Genomic DNA, 17158 nt, shown 5'->3' with positions numbered 1-17158 from the left:
CCGGGATATATGTGCAAGAAAGAAGGGCGATGCTGCGCGCCGCCCCTCGTGTGCAGACGTCCGGGCGCCGGACGTCTGCACGGGACGATGGCGTCAGCCGTTGGCTTGCAGCGCCGGGTAGTCCGTATAGCCTTCGGCGGTGGCGGAGTAGAACTTGTCGGGCCGCGCTTCGTTCAGCGGCGCGTTGCGCTTCAGGCGCTCCGGCAGGTCCGGGTTGGCGATGAACCACTGGCCGAATGCGACGGCATCCGCGTCACCGCTCGTCAGCAGCTGCTCCGCGCTTTCCTTCGTCATCTTTTCGTTGGCGATGTAGACGCCGCCGAAGATGCGCTTGAGCTGCGGGCCCAGCCGGTCGTCGCCGATCGCTTCGCGGGCGCAGATGAAGGCGATGCCCCGCTTGCCCAGTTCGCGCGCGACGTAGCCGAACGTCTCCAGCGGCGTGGAATCGCCCATGTCGTGCGCATCGCGGCGCGGCGCCAGGTGCATGCCCACGCGGTCGGCGCCCCAGACGTCGATGCAGGCGTCCGTCACTTCCAGCATCAGGCGGGCGCGGTTCTCGATCGAGCCGCCGTACGCGTCGGTGCGCCGGTTCGTGCCGTCCTGCAGGAACTGGTCGAGCAGATAGCCGTTGGCGCCGTGGATTTCCACGCCGTCGAAGCCGGCCTTCTTCGCGTTTTCCGCGCCCTTGCGGAAGGCGGCGACGATGCCGGGGATTTCCTCGAGCGCCAGCGCGCGCGGCGTGACGTACGGCTTCGCGGGACGCACGAGGCTCACATGGCCCTTCGGCTGCAAGGCCGACGGCGCGACGGGCAGGTCGCCATCGAGGAACAACGGGTCGGAAATGCGCCCCACGTGCCACAGCTGCAGGAAGATGCGGCCGCCGGCGGCGTGCACGGCGTCGGTGACGTGCTTCCAGCCTGCGACCTGTTCGTCGGACCAGATGCCCGGGGTGTCGGCATAGCCCACGCCCATCGGTGTCACCGAGGTCGCTTCCGACAGGATCAGACCGGCCGAGGCACGCTGTACGTAGTATTCGGCCATCAGGGCATTCGGCACGCGGCCAGCGCCCACGGCGCGCGAGCGGGTCAGCGGCGCCATGATGATACGGTTCGGCAGCTCGAGGCCGCCGACCTTGATCGGGTCAAACAAAGTCGTCATTGGTACTCCTGTTTTCAATGATCCGCCGCGATCGTGCGGCGGAGAGGGGCCATCTTAAAACAGGGTGCGAATTCCTGCAGGGGAGGTCCGGATTTCGCCGAGCCGCGACGACCTTGCCGCGCCGCTGCTATGCTGGCCGGTTGTTCAGGGCGCGTCCGACCAGCGCGCGTAAATGCGATCCAGTTCGCCGCTGGCCTTCAGCTTGTCGAGTGCGGCGCCCAGCAGCGGCGCGAGCGCGGGATCGGCCTTGTGCCCGACCCAGAAATACGTCGGTTCGTCGCCCAGCACGACGGGCAGCACGCGCACCCGGTCCTGCCAGCCTTCCGTGCGGATCAGGTAGCGCAAGGTCAGGTCGTTGACGTACGCGAAGCGGCCGTGGCCGGCGAGGATCTTGCGCACGTTGACGCGGTTGTCGTCCGTGGCGTCGTCGATGCGCACGCCGGCCTCGCGCAGCCGTTCCGTGAACACGGGCGACCGCTGCGTCGTCACGAGGTCGCCCAGCCGCGCGAGGTCGGCCTCCGATTCGATCGTCACGGGGTCGTTGCGGCGCACGGCGAGGTGGTGGCGGACGGGATAGAGCGGCTTGCCGACGGGCTGGCCGATGGCGAGCCGGCGCGGCGACGACACGAGCCCGCAGGCGGCGTCCAGCGCGCCCGTGTCGAGGCCGGTCTCGATGGCCGACAGCGAGCGGCTGGCGCGGTGAAAGCCCGTGAAGTGCAGGCGCGGCTCGATCCGTTCGATGGCGGCCATGACGTCGGGACAGATGCCGCTGAGGCGCTCGCCGTCGTGGATCCATTTCGGCTCCAGCGTTTCCTGCGCGGCGACGCGCACGTCGAGCGCCTGCGCGTGCGCGCCCGCGAGCGTGCACGCGAGCAGGGCGCACTGCAACGCGGTTGTCTGATTCCTCATTGGTTTTAGCGCACGGCGAGCACGGACACCTTGGCCGCCAGCACGAGCAGCACGGCGCCCACCGTCCGGTCGAGCCAGACGAGGCGCGCGCGCAGCCACGCCAGCACGGGCCGCGACGAGAACAGCAGCGCCACGAGCGCGAACCACAGCAGCGATTCCGCGACGAGCAAGGTCCACAGCAGGGCGACGTCCGTCGCGGCCAGGCCCGGCTTCAACGCCTGCGACAGCACGGAGCCGAAGTACAGCATCGCCTTCGGGTTCAGCAGATTGGTGAGGAAGCCGCTGACGAACGTCCTGCCGTTGGCGCCGGCCGGCTGCGCGTCCGGCAACTGCCCCTTGGAGCGCAGGCACTGGATGCCGAGCCAGGCGAGGTACAGCGCGCCGACGATGGCGAGGATGCGCGACAGGCCAGGTAGCGCTGCCAGCACGAGCGACATGCCGAGCACGGAGACGAGGACGTACACGCCGATCGCCGTCGCCACGCCGGCGGCGGCCCACAGCCCGGCGCGCCGGCCGGACACGATGGCGGTGCGGGTCACGACGGCGAAGTCGGGACCGGGCGAGATCAGGGCGAGGGCGTGGATGCCGAGGATGAGCAGCAGCGTGTTCGAGGTCATGGCAGGGCAGGTGCGGCGGTGGACGATACTGCCCATGGTAGCACTGGCCGCGCCGCCGCGCCGCCGTGCGTTATTCTCGGCCGAACACGGGGTTCGGACGCGTGAGGTAGTACCACTCGTGGTTCGGCGCCGCGTTCGCGTCCGGGAACAGGATGCGGCCCGCGAATTCCGCGACGACGGGGGTACCGCCCGCACGCACGCCGATCTGCTCGCCCTCCGCGACGGGGTCGAAGCTGGCCCACTGGCGCGTGAAGCGGTCGCCATCTGCCAGCTTGTCGTGGACGACGACCATCTGCAGCGCCTCCATCTCGTCGAACGGCACGGGCTCCGGCTCCGGCGCGTCGATGATCTTCAGGAAGGCGAGGGTATTCATGATCGCCGTGTAGGCGACTTCCGGCGCGCGCGGATCGAGGTGCTGGCCGCATTCGAGGGTCAGCGCGTAACCGCCCGTGCTGCGCATGTATTCGGTCGTGCCGACACCGTAGCGCAGCACGGTTTCCAGTTCCTGCGCGTTACCGCGCGAGCGGCGCTGCACGCCGCCGCCGTACGCGGCCATCCAGCCCGTGACGAAGCGGCGCACGCCCAGGCGGCGCGCCAGCGCGCGCTCTTTGCGCATGTGCGCGAACGGTTCCAGCGGGCCGTCGTTGTCGACCGGGCCCACCATCACGAACGGCTCGCCGTGCGCCGCGTTGAACGAGTGCAGGTCGAGCAGCACGTCGTGCCTGGCGAGCAGGGGGCACAGCCAGTTGGCGACGCGGTCTTCGAAGTCGTGCGGCTCCGCCTTCGGGAACAGGTCGCGGTTCAGGTTGCGGTCGCCCGAGCGCGTGTTCTTGGCGTACGCGTGCGGATTGACGATGGGGACGAACGTGACGCTGCCGTTCACGATGGCGAGCTTGCCCGCGTCGATGTCCGCCATCACGCGCTGGATCGCCTGGGTGCCGCAGATCTCGTTGCCGTGCGTGGCGCCCATGACGATGACGTTCGGGCCCGGGCCCTGGCCGGTGTAGTTGACGGACTTGAAGTGCAGCTGGCTGGCGGGAATCATGCGGCTATCCAAAGAAAAAGAATGCCGGCATTGTAGCGGAAACGACGGGTACGGCCGGCGGGCCGCTCAGCCCCGCACCCGCACGGGCGTCTCGATGAGGTCGAACGCGGCCGGCATGTCCGCCAGCCAGGCCTGCAGGTGGGCCACGCGCATCGACGGGTCGTACCCGGCCGTCGACGCCAGCGCGGCGCGCAGGCCGGGCAGCGCTTCGGGCGTGCGGGGATCGTCGCAGGCGTCGATGAGCATCGCGACGAGGTCCGTCGGCGCCGTGCTGCCGCGGCGCAGGCGCGCGTGGATCACGCCCAGCAGGGTGCGCTGCATGCGCGGTGTCGGATGGGTGATGTGGGCGAACACGGCGGGCGTGTTGGCGATGGCGTCGCAGATCGCCGTCTCCATCTGCTCGGGCTTCAGGTCCGACGCGATGTCGAAATAGGCGCGGTCCCAGCGGGTGCGCGGGTACTGGTGGCCGGGCGGGAACGCGTCGACGCTTTCCAGGCCAAGTGCGCGGCTGGCGCGCGAGAGCAGGGACGACAGGACGGGGAGCAGCGGCATCGTGGCAAACATCGTAGTGCGATGGCCGCTAGTGTAGACCAAGACGGCGAAACGCGCGGGGGGCTCGCCTGGAAAGGCCGCCCGCCCGCGCGGAAAACGATGCGGTTACACGGTCGCCGCGGCCGTGCTGTCCGTGAACTTCCCGTTGCGGAAGTCCTCGACGGCCTGGAAGATCTCGGCCTGCGTGTTCATCACGAACGGGCCGTACTGCGCGATCGGCTCGTTCAGCGGCCGGCCCGCGATCAGCAGGAGGCGCGCGGGAGCGGCCGCCTTGATGCGCACGCCGTCGGCCTGCGGTGCGTTGTCGAGGATGGCCATGCGCCCTTGCGGCACGGCCTTGCCCTCGACGACGACTTCGCCGCGGAACACGTACAGGAACGCGTTGTGCCCGGCCGGCAGCGGCTGGTCGAACGTGGCGCCGGCGGGCAGTTCGATGTCCAGGTACAGCGGTGCCGTCACGGCGCGCTGCACGGCGCCGTCGATGCCGTGCGTGCTGCCCGCGATCACCTGCACGGTCGCGCCGGAGTCCAGCGTGAAGCGCGGCACGGCGTCGGCCGGGATGTCGCGGTACCAGGGCGCCGTCATCTTGTCCTGCGCGGGCAGGTTGAGCCACAGCTGGAAGCCTTCCATCAGGCCCTCGTTCTGTTCCGGCATTTCCGAGTGCACGACGCCGCGGCCCGCGGTCATCCACTGCACGCCGCCATTCGTGATGTAGCCTTCGTGGCCGGCGCTGTCGCGGTGGCGCATCTTCCCGGTCAACATATACGTGACGGTCTCGAAGCCGCGGTGCGGGTGTTCGGGGAAGCCGGCGATGTAGTCGCCCGCCTTGTCGCTGCCGAACGCGTCGAGCATGAGGAACGGGTCGAGGCGGCGCTGCAGCGGCTGCGTCAGCACGCGGTTGATCTTGACGCCCGCGCCGTCCATCACGAACTGGCCGCCGACGAGACGCTCGACGCCGCGGCTCGTGGCCACGGCCCGCGTTTGCACTTGCTGGGTCATGATCTTCTCCTTACGGTGCCGCCCCGGGACCGTTCCCGGGACGTTTGTTGCGACGATCAGGCCAGCGCCGCGACGGCGGCGTCGGCTTCGGCCTGGCCCTGCGCGGCCGCATCCGGACCCATCGCCTGGGCAGCCGAATAGATGAACGTGTGGTCCGTCATGCCGAGGAAGTTCAGCAGCGCGCGGATGTGCGGCACTTGCGGGTCGGCGTCGGCCGGATAGATGCCGCCGCGCGCCGTGGCCACGATCACCTTCTTGTTCTTCAGCAGGCCTTCCGGACCGTTGGCCGTGTAGCGGAACGTCACGCCCGCACGGGCGACGGCGTCGAACCAGGCTTTCAGCTGGATCGGCATGCCGAAGTTGTACATCGGGGCGCCCAGCACGATCACGTCGGCGGCTTGTGCTTCGGCGATCAGCGCGTCGTCCAGCGCCACGCGGGCGGCCTGCTCGGCCGTGCGCTGGTCGGCCGGGGTGAACAGAGCGCCCAGCGCCGCTTCGTCCAGCACCGGATGCGGATTCGCGCCCAGGTCGCGCACGGTCACGGTCGCGCCCGGATTGGCGGCGGTCAGCTTGGCGACGATGGCATTGGCCACGCGGGTCGATTCCGATTGGGTGCCGCGTACGCTCGAGTTGATTTGCAGGATGTTCATGGTGTTTTCCTTCCTTGTCCGTTTGCGTTTCGATGTAGACACTTTAGCGGTTCCAAATATCGTTCGGAAGACGGTAGAATGGATAACATTATCCAACAGGTGGAACAATCTATGGACGTCGAACCGAACGACCTATTGCTGTTCGCGCGCATCGTCGAGGCCGGCAGCTTCAGCAGCGCCGCGCAACGCCTGGACTTGCCGAAGTCGACCGTGTCGCGCCGGATCGCGCTGCTGGAAGCGAGCGTGGGGGAGCGCCTGCTGCAGCGCACGACGCGCCGCCTGATGCTGACGGAGTTCGGCGCAAGCCTGCTGGAGCACGCGCGCAAGGTGGCGGAAGAGGTGGAGGCCGCCGGCGCGCTGGCCCTGCACCGCCAGGCCGAACCGAGCGGCAAGCTGCGCATCTCGATGCCGCAGGATTTCGCCAACGTCGTCATGGCCGACATGATTCCGCGCTTCATCGAGCGCTATCCCGCGGTGTCGCTGGAACTGGATTTGTCGCCGCGGCGCGTGGACCTCGTCGCGGAAAATTTCGACATCGCGATCCGCATGGGCGACCTGCCGGAAGACTCCACCCTGGCCGCGCGCCGCGTGGCCACCCAGCAATTCGGCCTGTATGCGGCGCCGTCCTACCTCGCGCAGCGCGGCTTGCCGGAGCAACCGGACGACCTGCTGCGGCACGACCTGTTGTGCGTCCTCAGCCGGGCCGGCGGCGCCGTGCCGTGGGTCCTGCAGCGCGGCAAGGTACGCTGGGAAAAGGCGCTGACGGCGCGCCTGACGGCGAATTCGCCCCAGTTGCTGGCGCGAATCGCGTGCAGCGGCGCGGGCATTGCGGCGAGCACCGATTTCATCGTGGCGAAGCACGTCGCGCGGGGCCAGCTCGTGCGCGTGTTGCCCGAGTGGGAGATGCCCGTCGCGACCGGCTGGGCCGTCTTCCCGGGCCGGCGCCTGATGCCCGCCAAGACGCGGGCGTTCCTCGACATGCTGGACGAGATGTTTTGCAAGGACCGCGACAAGGCCGCGTGAGCGGTCAGGCGGAGGCAGGCGCCGCGTCCTTGACGCCGCGCTGGCCGGCCGCCAGGATGCAGCCGAACGCGATTTCGATGGCGCCTCCGGTGAACGCGCCGACGACCGGTGCCGCATGGCGCGTCGCGAGCACATACCCGGCCAGCCCGAGCGCGGCGCAGCATACCCAGAACAGCTTTTTGCCGAACAGCGTTGCGAACGTCAGGTAGCGCCCGCCGATCACGAACAGCATGGCGGGGAAGAACAGCTCGATGCGCCACTGGGAAATCCCGTAGGCGAGGGCCAGCATCATGATCATCCAGATGGTCGTCGCGAACGCCAGCATGCCGAGCGGGTTGCCGGTCGCGTGACGGCCCGGGCTCCCCAGCAGCCGGGTCAGCAGGCCGGCGACCGGATGGATCAGCGCGCCGCCGATGTACAGCGCCCAGACGGCCGCTTGCGGCGAGCGCATCAGGCAGACGACGCCCGCGATGACCCAGACGGAGCCCGACACGAACAGGCCGGGCGCGCCGCCCAGGTAGGCAGTGCGCATGTCCTGCTGCGCGGCGGCGATTGTCGGCGATGTGGAGGATGCGGTGTCTGGCATGGTTGCCTCCGTGAAAGGAAACGCCATGCTGCCACGAAATACTTGTCAGTACAATATCTTCTTGATGCGTCAGGCCGGCCGGTTGCCCATCATCTCGCCCAGGCGTACCGAGCGCTCCGGCGCCCAGTCCGGGTTGAAGCGGATCGTGCCGGGGCGGAACAGCATGACGATCGTCGAGCCGAGCAGGAAGCGCCCCATTTCCTCGCCTTTCTTGAGGACGATGTCGCGGTCGGCGTACGTCCATTCCGTCACTTTTTCCAGGCGGGGCGGATTGACGACGCCATGCCAGACGGTCGCCATGCTGCCGACGATCGTCGCGCCGACGAGCACCATCACGAACGTCCCGTGCTCCGCGGAGTCGAACACGCAGACGACGCGCTCGTTGCGCGCGAACAGGTTCGGCACGCCGCGCGCCGTCGTCGGGTTGACGGAGAACAGGGCGCCCGGCACGTAGATCATCCGCGTGAGCTTGCCGTCGCACGGCATATGCAGCCGGTGGTAGTCCTTCGGCGACAGGTACAGGTTCGCGAAGCAGCCGTGCCGGAATTGCGCGGCCAGCGCGGCGTCGCCGCCGATCAGCTCCGTCGTCGTGAAGCGGTGGCCCTTCGCCTGCAGGATGTGGTGGTCGTCGATGGCGCCGAACTGGCTGATGGCGCCGTCGACGGGGCAGACGAAGTCGGCGTCGGCCAGCGGGCGTGCGCCGGCTTTCAGGGGGCGCGTGAAGAAGTCGTTGAAGCTCTTGTAGCTCGCGATGTCGGCGTTTTCGGCCTCCGCCATGTTGACGCCGTATTTCGCGACGAACCAGCGGATCAGGCGCGTCGTGATCGTGCCGCCCTTGGCACCGGCCACGCGGCCGGCGAAGGTCGTCAGGCGCCGCTTCGGCAGCAGGTACTGGGGCAGGACTTTAAGGCGATCGGACACGGTGAACCTCGATAGAAAGACGCGCAATTATAGCGGCACGAGCAAACGTGGAAATGGTTTTGCCAAAAAGCATTTTTTCTTTGGAAAAACTGCCAAAATTTCCACGCTTCGTGTGTTTCCTCTGCGGCAACGAACCGTCCGCGATCATCGGAACAATGGCGCCTGTGCCATTTTTGCCATTCTGACATGGGAGGGATGAGCACGCCAGTTCCCGCGCGGCACGCGCAGTACGGCGCGCCACGGCGCCAGCGATGGCTGCCAGGACGATATGAGTCGCAATCTCGACTGATGAGTGGCTCTGTTCGAATCTTGCCGTCCGTGACGGTTCGTGACAATTCCAAAGCGACAAGATGCTATGCTGGCTCAGTTGGTCGGCTTGAGCGCATCGCCAGTCGCAAACCGGGGTGTAACGGGGACAGTTGCGCCACCTAGCTGGACTGCCTATCTGTCGGTCGCCGTGCACGTATGCGCGAGCAGCCTCCATGGATGGAGCCATCTTCATGCCGAGGTTCCCACCACCTTCGTGCAGAACGTTTTCATATCCGTGGTAGTGATCGCGATACCGCCTCTTGCTGCTGCGTTGATCGCGCTGCGCAGATGGCATCTCGGCTATGCATTGTTATTTTCGAGCATGGCCGGTTCGTTCCTATTTGAAATCGCCTTTCATTTTGTCGTCGATACACCTGATTCCGTCGTCAATGTGTGCGGTACCGGTGTGCGGATGTTCCTCGTGTCGGCGGTCGTGCTGGCGCTGGTAGAGCTGGTGGGATCACTGGATATCGACACATGAAAGCCGCATACCGTTACGCCGACCTGCAACTTGTAATGGCTGGGAAAAAAATTCATCTTCAACCTGAAGACTATGTCGGAGAACAGCCATTAGGCGAAGGGCGGTTCACGTACAGGATCATCAAAAGAGATCAGTATGCCGAAGTGTCCGTCGATATCCAAGCCGTTAAGGACGGCGATCAGCGTACGGGATGTCCGCAATGGGAGCCGGCCAGAAGCCGTTCTTGATGCGCCGAATTCATTCGTGCCACTTCCCGAACAGAAGATGATGGAGAATTTCTCTGGCACCAGCACACGGAATCCAACGCATGAATAGCGAATTCACCACGTCTGTTCCCTACCTCCACACGGAACGCCTTCTGCTTCGCGAATATCGGCGGGAGGACTTTGCCCAGTTCGCGGCACATTTAGCCGACCCCGTCAGCTCGGCCCACCTGGCATCGGCTGATCATCATGCGGCGTGGCGAATTTTCTGTTCACAAGCGGGACAATGGCTCATCTACGGTGCGGGCTGGTGGGCTGTCGAGGAAAAGGAAACTGGGCAACTCGTCGGGAACGTGGGCGCGTTCTTTCGCGAGGAATCCCCTGTGATGGAGCTTGGCTGGAATACCTATCGTGCGTTTTGGGGCCAGGGATTCGCCAACGAAGCGGCCGCTGCCGTCCTGCATCATGCGCTCGAGATCCGGTGCGAACCGAAAGTCCGTGCGCTGATCGCTGCAGCCAACGAATCGTCGCTGCGCGTGGCCAAGCGCCTCGGCCTCGCTTATGAAGCGGACACCGAGATATATGGCAAAGCCGCCGGCGTGTATACGCGTGAGCGGGGAGGAGAGAAAACGAGATGAGGCGCACCTGCGGTTGGGGAGTATGGCTGCTGGCTGCATTGGGATGCCTGGCCGGTACGACGCGGGCCATGGACGTGCCTGCCGGCTGGGACCTGACGTTTGCAGCGCAGCGGGCAGACGCGCCGCCGATCCGGCCGGGCTGGAACGATACCTTCAATCTCTATGAAACAATCGACCAACGCGGCTGGCAAATGCGGTACTTCCTGCAGCAGGTGCCGCTCGCACGGGTGGATGAGGCGGTGTTCGTGCAACACGACCTGGGCACGCGCTTCGGCCTGTTCATCGATGGCGAGCACGCCTGGCTGCTGCGCGACCGCGACTACTCATCCGTCGACATGCGCGCAGTGGACGCGGACGCGGCGCGCAAGATCGTCGCGCAATACGCGCGCCGTGATGGTCCGACGCGCCATGCCTCGTTCCAGATCACGGATAGTTCCGCCTGTTCAGCGGAAGTCGCGCATGCCGTGGTTAGTGTCTACGTGAACGGCAAGGCGAAACAGTATTGGCTGTCGGGTGCTGATTTCTGCGAGATACATACCGAACTACTGGCCCCGCTCAAACAAGTACTCTGCGGTGGACATTGTCACACGACCAAGATGGTCCCACTGTGGGCGGCCAAGCTGGAAGAGGATCTGAAGGCGCTGCCCGCCGTTGGAGAGCCGGTACCTGTTCCTGCACGGGCGCGGAGCGCGACGCTGCAGCAGGCTAACGAATTGCTCGCACACGGTGGCACCAGTGAAGCCATGTGTCAGGCGGCAAACGAGCTGCTGGATCTGCCGTCGCCCGATCGCACAGGACGTGTACGCGATTTCGAGAATCCGGACGCGGCCATCGACGCAGCAATGACCGCATTGATGGGACGGGTGGATACGCGCTGCACTTACAAGACGGGCGCGCCGTTGCTGGAAATCCTTGTCCGGCGGAGTTCTGCTGGCGTGATCGAGGCCGCGTTGAAGGCCGGATTTCCCGTCAACGAGAAGGAACACCACACCCCGCTCGACGTCGCCATTTTCGAAAATCGTCAGGATGTCCAGGAGATACTCAAGCGGGCCGGTGGTGTACGCCATACGACGCTTGGTAAACAATGAAGATCCTGTGCCCCTTCGACATTCCGCTGTGCGGACAGCTATAGAAGTTCCGGTAGGTCTGCAACCTCCATAAAAAAGCCGAAGCGATCATGTCGATTCCGCTGCGCCTCGCCCGTCGTAAAGAGCCAGCACCATTTTTCATGACCGGAGGAGAGTCAAATGGCCGCATCGGTACTGTTCATGTCAATGTCGCTCGACGGCTATATTGCTGGCCCGAACGACGAAGTCGGCAATCCCGGCGGCGATGCCTTCGACCGGCTGCACGAGTGGTATGGGGATTTCTCGCGGCCGTCCGGGGCCGTCGGCGAACTATGGGACGAATGGAACACGCCTGGTTCGATATTGGCGGGGCGGCGGACCGTGGAGCAAATCGATCACTGGGGCGGCGACAATCACGGTGTCCCGATCTTCATGCCCAGCCACCGGCCGCCCGGCCCATCCGTCGCGAACTATCCGTTGGTCACGTATGTGCGCGACGGCATCGAGAACGCGATGGCGCGTGCGAAGGCCGCCGCCGGCGACCTGAACGTGCTGGTGCTCGGCGCGTACACGGCGCAACGGGCACTCGAGACCGGCGCGCTGGACGAGTTGCAGATCCATCGGATCCCGGTGCTGTTCGGTGGCGGGCGGCGGTTATTCGAGGTGTTGCCTGCGCGGATCGAACTGGAGATCGTTCGCGTGATCGACACGCCTGATGCCACGCACATCCGCTATCGCGTTCGTCGCTGAGCGGGGCGGGCCTTCACCCGTGCGCCGCTCACGTCCTGGTGACGGACAGATCGCGTGCTTCCGGCGACGCCGCTGCCGGGTCCGACTCGCCGCCCCGCCGCTCGATCAGGGTAAGCAGCAACTGATCGTAGCTGCGCGGCGACTCCTTCTTCAGCCGTGCGAGCGCATCCGTCGCGTCGGCGAAGGCGCTCGATGCGTGGATGGCCTTCAACGCCTCGACCTGTTCCGCTGCCTGCCGCATGCGCTCGACCGTGGCAGTTGACGGCGTCTTGCCGCCGGCCAGTGCCAGCACGACCTCGTTGAGCCAGCCGATCTGCCGGCCGTAGCTGGCCACACTTTCGACGACCTGTTTCTCGATCGTGGCATCGCCGGCGAAATTGTAGGTGACGGCCGGCGAGAACCAGTGGTCCAGCAAGTCCTGGGTGACGGGGCCGGACCACGGCAACGGAAAGAACGAGAACGGTTTGTTCGCCATGATCGGCCTCGGCAGTGAGCGAAATGTAGGAACTTCCTAATCTAGCTTTGATAAAAATCAAACGACACTAGCAGTTCAGGGAGTCGCATCATGCGAGCCGCATCGCGGCGGCGCCGCAGGCGATCAGCACGACGGCCGCGATGCGCGCGGGCCCGATCCGTTCGCGCAGCACGAAAGCGGCAATGGCCGTCGCGAACAGGATCGACGTCTCGCGCAGCGCGGCGACCGCGGCGACCGGTGCCCGCGTCATCGCCCACAGCGCGATGCCATACGAGCCGACCGAGGCGAGCCCGCCGAGGGGCGCCACGAGCGGGCGCGCGCGCGCGAACCCGGCCAGCGTCCGCACGCGGCCGGGCACGGTGCAGGCGCAGACGGCGGCCCCGGTCAGCAGGAAGATCCACAACGTGTAGGCGGCCGGCGCGCCGGAACGGCGCACGCCCTGGCCGTCGATCAGCGTATAAGCCGCGATGACGCCTGCGGTCAGCAGCGCGAAGCCGGTCGTGCGGCGTGCGCCGGCGGATGGCGTGGCGAGCCACTGCCCCAGCACGCCGCCGCAGATCAGCAGCATGCCGCTCCACTGGCCGGGGGAGAGCCGGTCGCCCGTCAATGGGCCGCTCGCCAGTGCCACGACGAGGGGCGCGCAGCCGCGCATCAGCGGGTAGGCGTGGCTGACGTCACCGTCGCGGTAGGTCGCGATGAGCAGCAGGTAATAGATCGTCTGGACGGCGCTGGATGCGGCGATATAGCCCCAGCTGGCCCGCGCGGGCGCGGGCAGGAAGGGCAACAGCACGATGGCCACGCAGGCCGAGCCGGCCATGACGAGGACGGCCGCGAGCAGCGGTTCGCCGCGCCGTTTCAGCATGGCGTTCCAGCTCGCGTGCAGTAGCGCGCCGCCCAGCACCGCGAGCAGTACGGGCGGCGCGATGGCGGTGCCGGGTGTCACGCCTGTTCGGCGGCGGGTGCCGTCTCCGGGATGCCGTGGTTGCGGAAGTAGCGGTGGGCGACGACCAGGGCGGTGGCCTGCATCGCGGCGCACACGAAGAACGGCCCGCCCACGCGCCAGTCCAGCGGGGGCACGTGGCTCGTGGCGCGCAACAGCTCCCCGCCGATCATGGGCATGATGACGAAGCCGATGCTGCTGGCCGATTGCAGCGAGCCCATCAGCTCGCCCTGTTCGCGGCTGGACGACGCTTTGGACAGGATGCCCTGCAGCGCCGGACCGGCCGCGAACGACAGCAGGTTGCACAGGATGAAAACGTACATCATCCAGCCGTGCGTCGCGAGCGCGTACAGGAGATAGGTCACGGCGCCGGACGCGACGCCGATCAGCGACAGCCGCACTTCGCCGAAGCGCTTGATCAGCCGCGGGAGCAGCCCGGCCTGCACGACGATCGAGCACACGCCCACGCAGAACAGGGCGATGCCGTTGTCGCGCGGCGTCCAGCCGAAGCGGAACGTCGTGAACAGCACCCACGTCGTCTGCAGCATCATCTGGGCGAACGACACGAGCATGTAGACGACGATGAGGCCGCGGATGTCGCGCCGCCCGGCCAGGCGCAGCAGCGCGCCGAACGGGTTCACGCGGTCCCACTTGAACGGCGTGCGGCGCTCGCGCGGCAGCGATTCCGGCACGGCGACGTAGCCGTACACGAAGTTCGCGGCGGACAGCGCGCCCGCCACGTAGAACGGCAGGTGCAGGCCCACATTGCCCAGCAGGCCGCCGAGGACGGGGCCGCACACGAAGCCGAAGCCGAACGCCGCGCCTATCTTGCCGAAGCTTTTCGCGCGGTTCTCCGGCGTCGACACGTCGGATGCATACGCCGCCGCCACCGACATGCTGGCCGACGACGCTCCGCCCACCACGCGGCCGATGAACAGGCAGGCAAGGTTCGGGGCCCAGGCCGTCGCGAGGAAGTTGATGCACATGCCGGCCATCGAATACAGCAGCACGGGGCGGCGGCCGATGCGGTCGGAGATCGCCCCGACCATCGGCATGAACAGGAATTGCATCAGGCCGAACGTGGCGCTCAACAGGCTGTACCAGTGGGCCTGCTGTCCGGGGTCGGTGACGAATTCTCCCACGAGGCCCGGCAGCACGGGCACGATCAGGCCGATGCCGAGCATGTCGACGAAGACGCTGATCAGGACGAAATTCAGGTTGCCGGACCGGGGTTTTGCAAGCGTGGCACTCGTGGTCATGGGTTTCCCGTGAAGAGGCGGAAAACTTCTATGGTAGCACTAGTGCCGTGATGACAACAGTGACGCCTTTAGTCCTTCCCGGTCCACTCGGCGGCGAACGCGGCGCGGAACTCCGTCAGCATGGCGAGCCGCCGCTCCGCCAGCGCGCGTCCGGCGTCCGTCTGCATCATGCCGGGAAGGCGCGCGAGCTTGGTGTCGATGTGGTCGAGCGCATACGCCTTGTCGTCCAGCGGGCGCCCGCGCGCGAGCGGGTCGGCGCCGTGCGCGAGGGCGCTGCCCATGCGGCCCGCGATGTAGAACATGCGGGCAAGGCCCACGGCACCGAGGCCGTCGAGACGGTCGGCGTCCTGGACGATGCGCGCTTCCAGCGTGGTCGCGGGCACGGCGGCGGAAAAGCTGTGCGCCTCGATGGCGTGCGCGACGCCGGCCAGCTTGTCCGCGCGGAACCCGAGCGCGGCCAGCCGTTCGCGTGCCAGCCCGGCCGACAGGCGCGACGCGCTGCTGCGGCGCGGATCGTCCTTGGGCACATTGACGAGGTCGTGCAGATAGCATGCCGCCAGCACGACGAGCGCGTCCGCCTGCGGATAGTGTGCGAGCAGCGCCTGGGCATTGCGCCACACGCGTTCGAAGTGGGTCAGGTCGTGGGCGCCGTCGGGGCCTTGTTCGGCCAGCGCGGCGGCGGCAAGTGCGGCCAGGCGGTGACGCCAGGCGTCCAGTTCAGGAGGCAGTGGTCGTGTCGTTGCTTGCATCGTTGTGGTCGAGAGGGAGGGCGCCGAGCGCGCGCTGCGACAGCGCATCGGCTTCGGTATTTTTGTGACGCGGCACCCAGCGTAAGCGCACGTCCGGCAGGGCGGCGAGCAGCGCCAGCACGCGGGCGCGGTAGGGCGCGAGCGCCGGTGCGGCGTACAGGTCGGGGCCGTTGACGTCGTCGATGACGACGCGGCTGTCGCCGTACAGCGTGAGGTCGTGCGCGCCGTGCGTGACGGCCGCTTCGAGCACGGCGATCAGCGCGCGGTATTCCGCCTCGCTGCTGTTGCCATGGCCGGCCGGCTGGGCGACTTCGACCCGCACGCCGTCCGGCCCGCTGAGCAGCGCGCCGATGCCGCAACGGCCCGGATTCGGCCGCGCGGAGCCGTCGAACCAGCCGCGCCAGGCGCTGGGCTGGCCGTCGTGGCGGGCGGCGCGGCGCGCGTTGGCCGCCGCTTTCTCGGCGGCCCTGGCCAGGTCGCGTGCCGCTTGCGCGGCCAGTTGGCCGGAACGAGCGGCGACGAGCGCGTCGAGTCCCTGCGCGCCGGCCGCCAGCGCCAGGGTGCGGCGCAGCGCGTCGGCAGCGGACAGCCCTTCGCTGCGCACGAGGCGGCGGCTGGCGGCGCGCTCGGCCTTGTAGGCGATCCGGTCCAGGTCGGGGAAGTCGTTCATGCCGTCAGGATACCCGCTTTTGGCTGGCGTTGTGGCCACAAGGAAAAACAGCGCCGGGGCGCGGCGCTGTCGTCATGGATTAGCGGCGGTACGGATTGTCCGGCCTGTGATCCCACCGGTTCGGTACGCCGTCGCCGTCGCGATCGCGGTCGTAGCGGTTCGGGATGCCGTCGCGGTCTTCGTCCCAGCGCCGGTGGCCGTGCTCGTAGCGGTCGGGGATGCCGTCTCGGTCGCGGTCGCGGTAATACGGACGGTCGCCATATCCGCGCTCGTACTGGCGCTCGCGATACCCGTCCCGCTCGTACTGGCGTTCATAGCGTGCCGGGCCGTACGGCGTCCAGGCGGCGGGCTGCAGATACCAGCCGCCGTTGCCCTGGTACCAGGCAGGGGCGCGGTAGACGAAGCCCGGGCGCTCGGCCATCCAGAAGCCGGGTGCCCACACGTGGCGATAACCATTCCATTCCCAGTGGCCAGGCGCCCACACGTAGCCGTAGCGGGGCGGTGGAACGCGTTCGTACAGCGGGGCCGGCGGCGCGGTCCTGATGACCACGCTGACGTTGCTGTAAGCCATGGAAGGCAGGGGGGCGGCAGCGCCGAGGGCGATCAAAGCGGCAAGGGCGAGGTGTTTCATGTCGGTCTCCAAAATCCGGGCTGCGGATGGGACCAATATAGCGCGGGCACGGCGCGGATTCAGCAGTTGAAGCAGATCCTTACATCTGAAACAGATTACGTCGAGAAATGACGCGGATGTCGACGCTTGGACGGCTGCACGCGTGCAGCCGTCCGCGCCGCATCATGCGCGGCTCCGCACGCGCTCCAGCGCCAGCATCTGCTGTTTCTCGGCCGGCGTCAGGCGCTTGGCGGTGACGTGCACGACGGGGATGCCGGCCGTGATGGCGACGGCTTGGGTCGCGGCCTGGGCGGGCTGCATGCGGTCGACGGCGACGCTCGAGACGGCGGCCAGGCTCAGTGCGACCAGGAAGGCGGCTTCCATGTGCTTGATGACGTTCATGATGTTCTCCTCGGGTGGGTGTCCTGACTGCTTCACCGTGAAGCGTTCGTCGATGTGTGTACTGTAGTCGCGGCCCGCGCACGTCTCCACCGGCGTGCGACGGACCGCGCAAAACGCGGGACGAAGCGCGTAAAACCGCGACCGG

At 67.2% G+C, this 17158-nt stretch carries 22 protein-coding genes; 6 read left to right on the top strand and 16 right to left on the bottom strand.

The window, feature by feature from the left end:
* Nucleotides 1-93: 93 nt before the first annotated feature.
* The 7 genes from HAV22_RS03560 to HAV22_RS03530 form a co-directional block, all read right to left on the bottom strand.
* Entirely contained in the window at nt 94-1158 is a 1065-nt protein-coding gene (locus HAV22_RS03560) for an alkene reductase (RefSeq protein ID WP_166856600.1), read from the bottom strand.
* 144 nt (nt 1159-1302) lie between these two features.
* Nucleotides 1303-2067: a substrate-binding periplasmic protein gene (locus HAV22_RS03555; RefSeq protein ID WP_166856598.1), complete on the bottom strand. Its 765-nt coding sequence runs from the start codon at nt 2065-2067 to the stop codon at nt 1303-1305.
* A gap of 5 nt (nt 2068-2072) precedes the next feature.
* Entirely contained in the window at nt 2073-2720 is a 648-nt protein-coding gene (locus HAV22_RS03550) for a LysE family translocator (RefSeq protein WP_208296042.1), read from the bottom strand.
* Between the two features lie 34 nt (nt 2721-2754).
* On the bottom strand, nt 2755-3729 hold the full coding sequence (locus HAV22_RS03545; RefSeq protein ID WP_166856594.1) for a succinylglutamate desuccinylase/aspartoacylase family protein: 975 nt from the start codon (nt 3727-3729) through the stop codon (nt 2755-2757).
* Between the two features lie 66 nt (nt 3730-3795).
* The gene (locus HAV22_RS03540; protein ID WP_229421055.1) at nt 3796-4293 is read right to left on the bottom strand and encodes a hypothetical protein; all 498 of its coding nucleotides are present in this window, start codon (nt 4291-4293) and stop codon (nt 3796-3798) included.
* Nucleotides 4294-4386: 93 nt separating this feature from the next.
* Nucleotides 4387-5280, bottom strand: coding sequence for a pirin family protein (locus HAV22_RS03535; RefSeq protein ID WP_166856592.1), 894 nt, complete (start codon nt 5278-5280; stop codon nt 4387-4389).
* Nucleotides 5281-5336: 56 nt separating this feature from the next.
* Entirely contained in the window at nt 5337-5930 is a 594-nt protein-coding gene (locus tag HAV22_RS03530; protein ID WP_166856590.1) for an FMN-dependent NADH-azoreductase, read from the bottom strand.
* 111 nt (nt 5931-6041) lie between these two features.
* On the opposite strand from HAV22_RS03530, the gene HAV22_RS03525 reads away from it, so the two are divergent.
* On the top strand, nt 6042-6953 hold the full coding sequence (locus HAV22_RS03525; RefSeq protein WP_166856588.1) for a LysR family transcriptional regulator: 912 nt from the start codon (nt 6042-6044) through the stop codon (nt 6951-6953).
* Nucleotides 6954-6957: 4 nt separating this feature from the next.
* On the opposite strand, the gene HAV22_RS03520 is transcribed toward HAV22_RS03525, so the two are convergent.
* Complete coding sequence (locus tag HAV22_RS03520) at nt 6958-7539, bottom strand: DUF7010 family protein (RefSeq protein ID WP_166856586.1); 582 nt, start codon at nt 7537-7539, stop codon at nt 6958-6960.
* A gap of 69 nt (nt 7540-7608) precedes the next feature.
* Nucleotides 7609-8460, bottom strand: coding sequence for an archaetidylserine decarboxylase (asd, locus tag HAV22_RS03515; RefSeq protein ID WP_166856584.1), 852 nt, complete (start codon nt 8458-8460; stop codon nt 7609-7611).
* Between the two features lie 355 nt (nt 8461-8815).
* Between asd and HAV22_RS03510 the strand changes: the two genes are divergently transcribed.
* The 5 genes from HAV22_RS03510 to HAV22_RS03490 all read left to right on the top strand — a co-directional run bounded on the left by HAV22_RS03510 (nt 8816) and on the right by HAV22_RS03490 (nt 11908).
* Nucleotides 8816-9250, top strand: a complete 435-nt coding sequence (locus HAV22_RS03510) for a hypothetical protein (protein ID WP_166856582.1) — start codon at nt 8816-8818, stop codon at nt 9248-9250.
* Complete coding sequence (locus tag HAV22_RS03505) at nt 9247-9477, top strand: hypothetical protein (RefSeq protein ID WP_166856580.1); 231 nt, start codon at nt 9247-9249, stop codon at nt 9475-9477. The genes HAV22_RS03510 and HAV22_RS03505 overlap by 4 nt, the downstream gene beginning before the upstream one ends.
* Nucleotides 9478-9557: 80 nt before the next feature.
* Nucleotides 9558-10091 (top strand): GNAT family N-acetyltransferase, encoded by a 534-nt coding sequence (locus HAV22_RS03500; protein ID WP_166856578.1) that lies wholly within the window; start codon nt 9558-9560, stop codon nt 10089-10091.
* A gap of 68 nt (nt 10092-10159) precedes the next feature.
* On the top strand, nt 10160-11179 hold the full coding sequence (locus HAV22_RS03495) for a hypothetical protein (RefSeq protein WP_166856576.1): 1020 nt from the start codon (nt 10160-10162) through the stop codon (nt 11177-11179).
* 159 nt (nt 11180-11338) lie between these two features.
* Entirely contained in the window at nt 11339-11908 is a 570-nt protein-coding gene (locus HAV22_RS03490) for a dihydrofolate reductase family protein (RefSeq protein WP_166856574.1), read from the top strand.
* 28 nt (nt 11909-11936) lie between these two features.
* Here HAV22_RS03490 and HAV22_RS03485 read toward each other — a convergent pair whose 3' ends face one another.
* From HAV22_RS03485 to HAV22_RS03455, 7 genes are all read right to left on the bottom strand, one after another.
* Nucleotides 11937-12383: a hypothetical protein gene (locus HAV22_RS03485; RefSeq protein WP_166856572.1), complete on the bottom strand. Its 447-nt coding sequence runs from the start codon at nt 12381-12383 to the stop codon at nt 11937-11939.
* Nucleotides 12384-12471: 88 nt separating this feature from the next.
* On the bottom strand, nt 12472-13326 hold the full coding sequence (locus HAV22_RS03480; protein WP_371869520.1) for an EamA family transporter: 855 nt from the start codon (nt 13324-13326) through the stop codon (nt 12472-12474).
* On the bottom strand, nt 13323-14582 hold the full coding sequence (locus HAV22_RS03475; protein ID WP_166856570.1) for an MFS transporter: 1260 nt from the start codon (nt 14580-14582) through the stop codon (nt 13323-13325). The genes HAV22_RS03480 and HAV22_RS03475 overlap by 4 nt, the downstream gene beginning before the upstream one ends.
* A gap of 68 nt (nt 14583-14650) precedes the next feature.
* Nucleotides 14651-15331, bottom strand: coding sequence for an HD domain-containing protein (locus HAV22_RS03470; protein WP_166856568.1), 681 nt, complete (start codon nt 15329-15331; stop codon nt 14651-14653).
* Nucleotides 15300-16001, bottom strand: coding sequence for a ribonuclease HI family protein (locus HAV22_RS03465; protein ID WP_166856566.1), 702 nt, complete (start codon nt 15999-16001; stop codon nt 15300-15302). The genes HAV22_RS03470 and HAV22_RS03465 overlap by 32 nt, the downstream gene beginning before the upstream one ends.
* A gap of 79 nt (nt 16002-16080) precedes the next feature.
* Nucleotides 16081-16632: a thrombospondin type 3 repeat-containing protein gene (locus HAV22_RS03460; RefSeq protein ID WP_166856564.1), complete on the bottom strand. Its 552-nt coding sequence runs from the start codon at nt 16630-16632 to the stop codon at nt 16081-16083.
* A 162-nt stretch (nt 16633-16794) separates the two neighbouring features.
* Nucleotides 16795-17013, bottom strand: coding sequence for a hypothetical protein (locus HAV22_RS03455; RefSeq protein WP_166856562.1), 219 nt, complete (start codon nt 17011-17013; stop codon nt 16795-16797).
* Nucleotides 17014-17158 lie beyond the last annotated feature (145 nt).

This window comes from Telluria antibiotica, from assembly GCF_011682055.1.
GTDB classification, from domain to species: Bacteria; Pseudomonadota; Gammaproteobacteria; order Burkholderiales; family Burkholderiaceae_D; genus Telluria; species Telluria antibiotica.
Note: the sequence above shows the minus strand (reverse complement) of the source record. Positions and strands in the feature narration are given on the sequence as shown.

What these genes read in the sequence shown, in the direction of transcription:
- HAV22_RS03560 (WP_166856600.1), bottom strand. Translation starts at nt 1,158, where the DNA reads ATGACGACTTTGTTTGACCCGATCAAGGTCGGCGGCCTCGAGCTGCCG.
- HAV22_RS03555 (WP_166856598.1), bottom strand. Translation starts at nt 2,067, where the DNA reads ATGAGGAATCAGACAACCGCGTTGCAGTGCGCCCTGCTCGCGTGCACG.
- HAV22_RS03550 (WP_208296042.1), bottom strand. Translation starts at nt 2,720, where the DNA reads ATGGGCAGTATCGTCCACCGCCGCACCTGCCCTGCCATGACCTCGAAC.
- HAV22_RS03545 (WP_166856594.1), bottom strand. Translation starts at nt 3,729, where the DNA reads ATGATTCCCGCCAGCCAGCTGCACTTCAAGTCCGTCAACTACACCGGC.
- HAV22_RS03540 (WP_229421055.1), bottom strand. Translation starts at nt 4,293, where the DNA reads ATGTTTGCCACGATGCCGCTGCTCCCCGTCCTGTCGTCCCTGCTCTCG.
- HAV22_RS03535 (WP_166856592.1), bottom strand. Translation starts at nt 5,280, where the DNA reads ATGACCCAGCAAGTGCAAACGCGGGCCGTGGCCACGAGCCGCGGCGTC.
- HAV22_RS03530 (WP_166856590.1), bottom strand. Translation starts at nt 5,930, where the DNA reads ATGAACATCCTGCAAATCAACTCGAGCGTACGCGGCACCCAATCGGAA.
- HAV22_RS03525 (WP_166856588.1), top strand. Translation starts at nt 6,042, where the DNA reads ATGGACGTCGAACCGAACGACCTATTGCTGTTCGCGCGCATCGTCGAG.
- HAV22_RS03520 (WP_166856586.1), bottom strand. Translation starts at nt 7,539, where the DNA reads ATGCCAGACACCGCATCCTCCACATCGCCGACAATCGCCGCCGCGCAG.
- HAV22_RS03510 (WP_166856582.1), top strand. Translation starts at nt 8,816, where the DNA reads ATGCTGGCTCAGTTGGTCGGCTTGAGCGCATCGCCAGTCGCAAACCGG.
- HAV22_RS03505 (WP_166856580.1), top strand. Translation starts at nt 9,247, where the DNA reads ATGAAAGCCGCATACCGTTACGCCGACCTGCAACTTGTAATGGCTGGG.
- HAV22_RS03500 (WP_166856578.1), top strand. Translation starts at nt 9,558, where the DNA reads ATGAATAGCGAATTCACCACGTCTGTTCCCTACCTCCACACGGAACGC.
- HAV22_RS03495 (WP_166856576.1), top strand. Translation starts at nt 10,160, where the DNA reads ATGGACGTGCCTGCCGGCTGGGACCTGACGTTTGCAGCGCAGCGGGCA.
- HAV22_RS03490 (WP_166856574.1), top strand. Translation starts at nt 11,339, where the DNA reads ATGGCCGCATCGGTACTGTTCATGTCAATGTCGCTCGACGGCTATATT.
- HAV22_RS03485 (WP_166856572.1), bottom strand. Translation starts at nt 12,383, where the DNA reads ATGGCGAACAAACCGTTCTCGTTCTTTCCGTTGCCGTGGTCCGGCCCC.
- HAV22_RS03475 (WP_166856570.1), bottom strand. Translation starts at nt 14,582, where the DNA reads ATGACCACGAGTGCCACGCTTGCAAAACCCCGGTCCGGCAACCTGAAT.
- HAV22_RS03470 (WP_166856568.1), bottom strand. Translation starts at nt 15,331, where the DNA reads ATGCAAGCAACGACACGACCACTGCCTCCTGAACTGGACGCCTGGCGT.
- HAV22_RS03465 (WP_166856566.1), bottom strand. Translation starts at nt 16,001, where the DNA reads ATGAACGACTTCCCCGACCTGGACCGGATCGCCTACAAGGCCGAGCGC.
- HAV22_RS03460 (WP_166856564.1), bottom strand. Translation starts at nt 16,632, where the DNA reads ATGAAACACCTCGCCCTTGCCGCTTTGATCGCCCTCGGCGCTGCCGCC.
- HAV22_RS03455 (WP_166856562.1), bottom strand. Translation starts at nt 17,013, where the DNA reads ATGAACGTCATCAAGCACATGGAAGCCGCCTTCCTGGTCGCACTGAGC.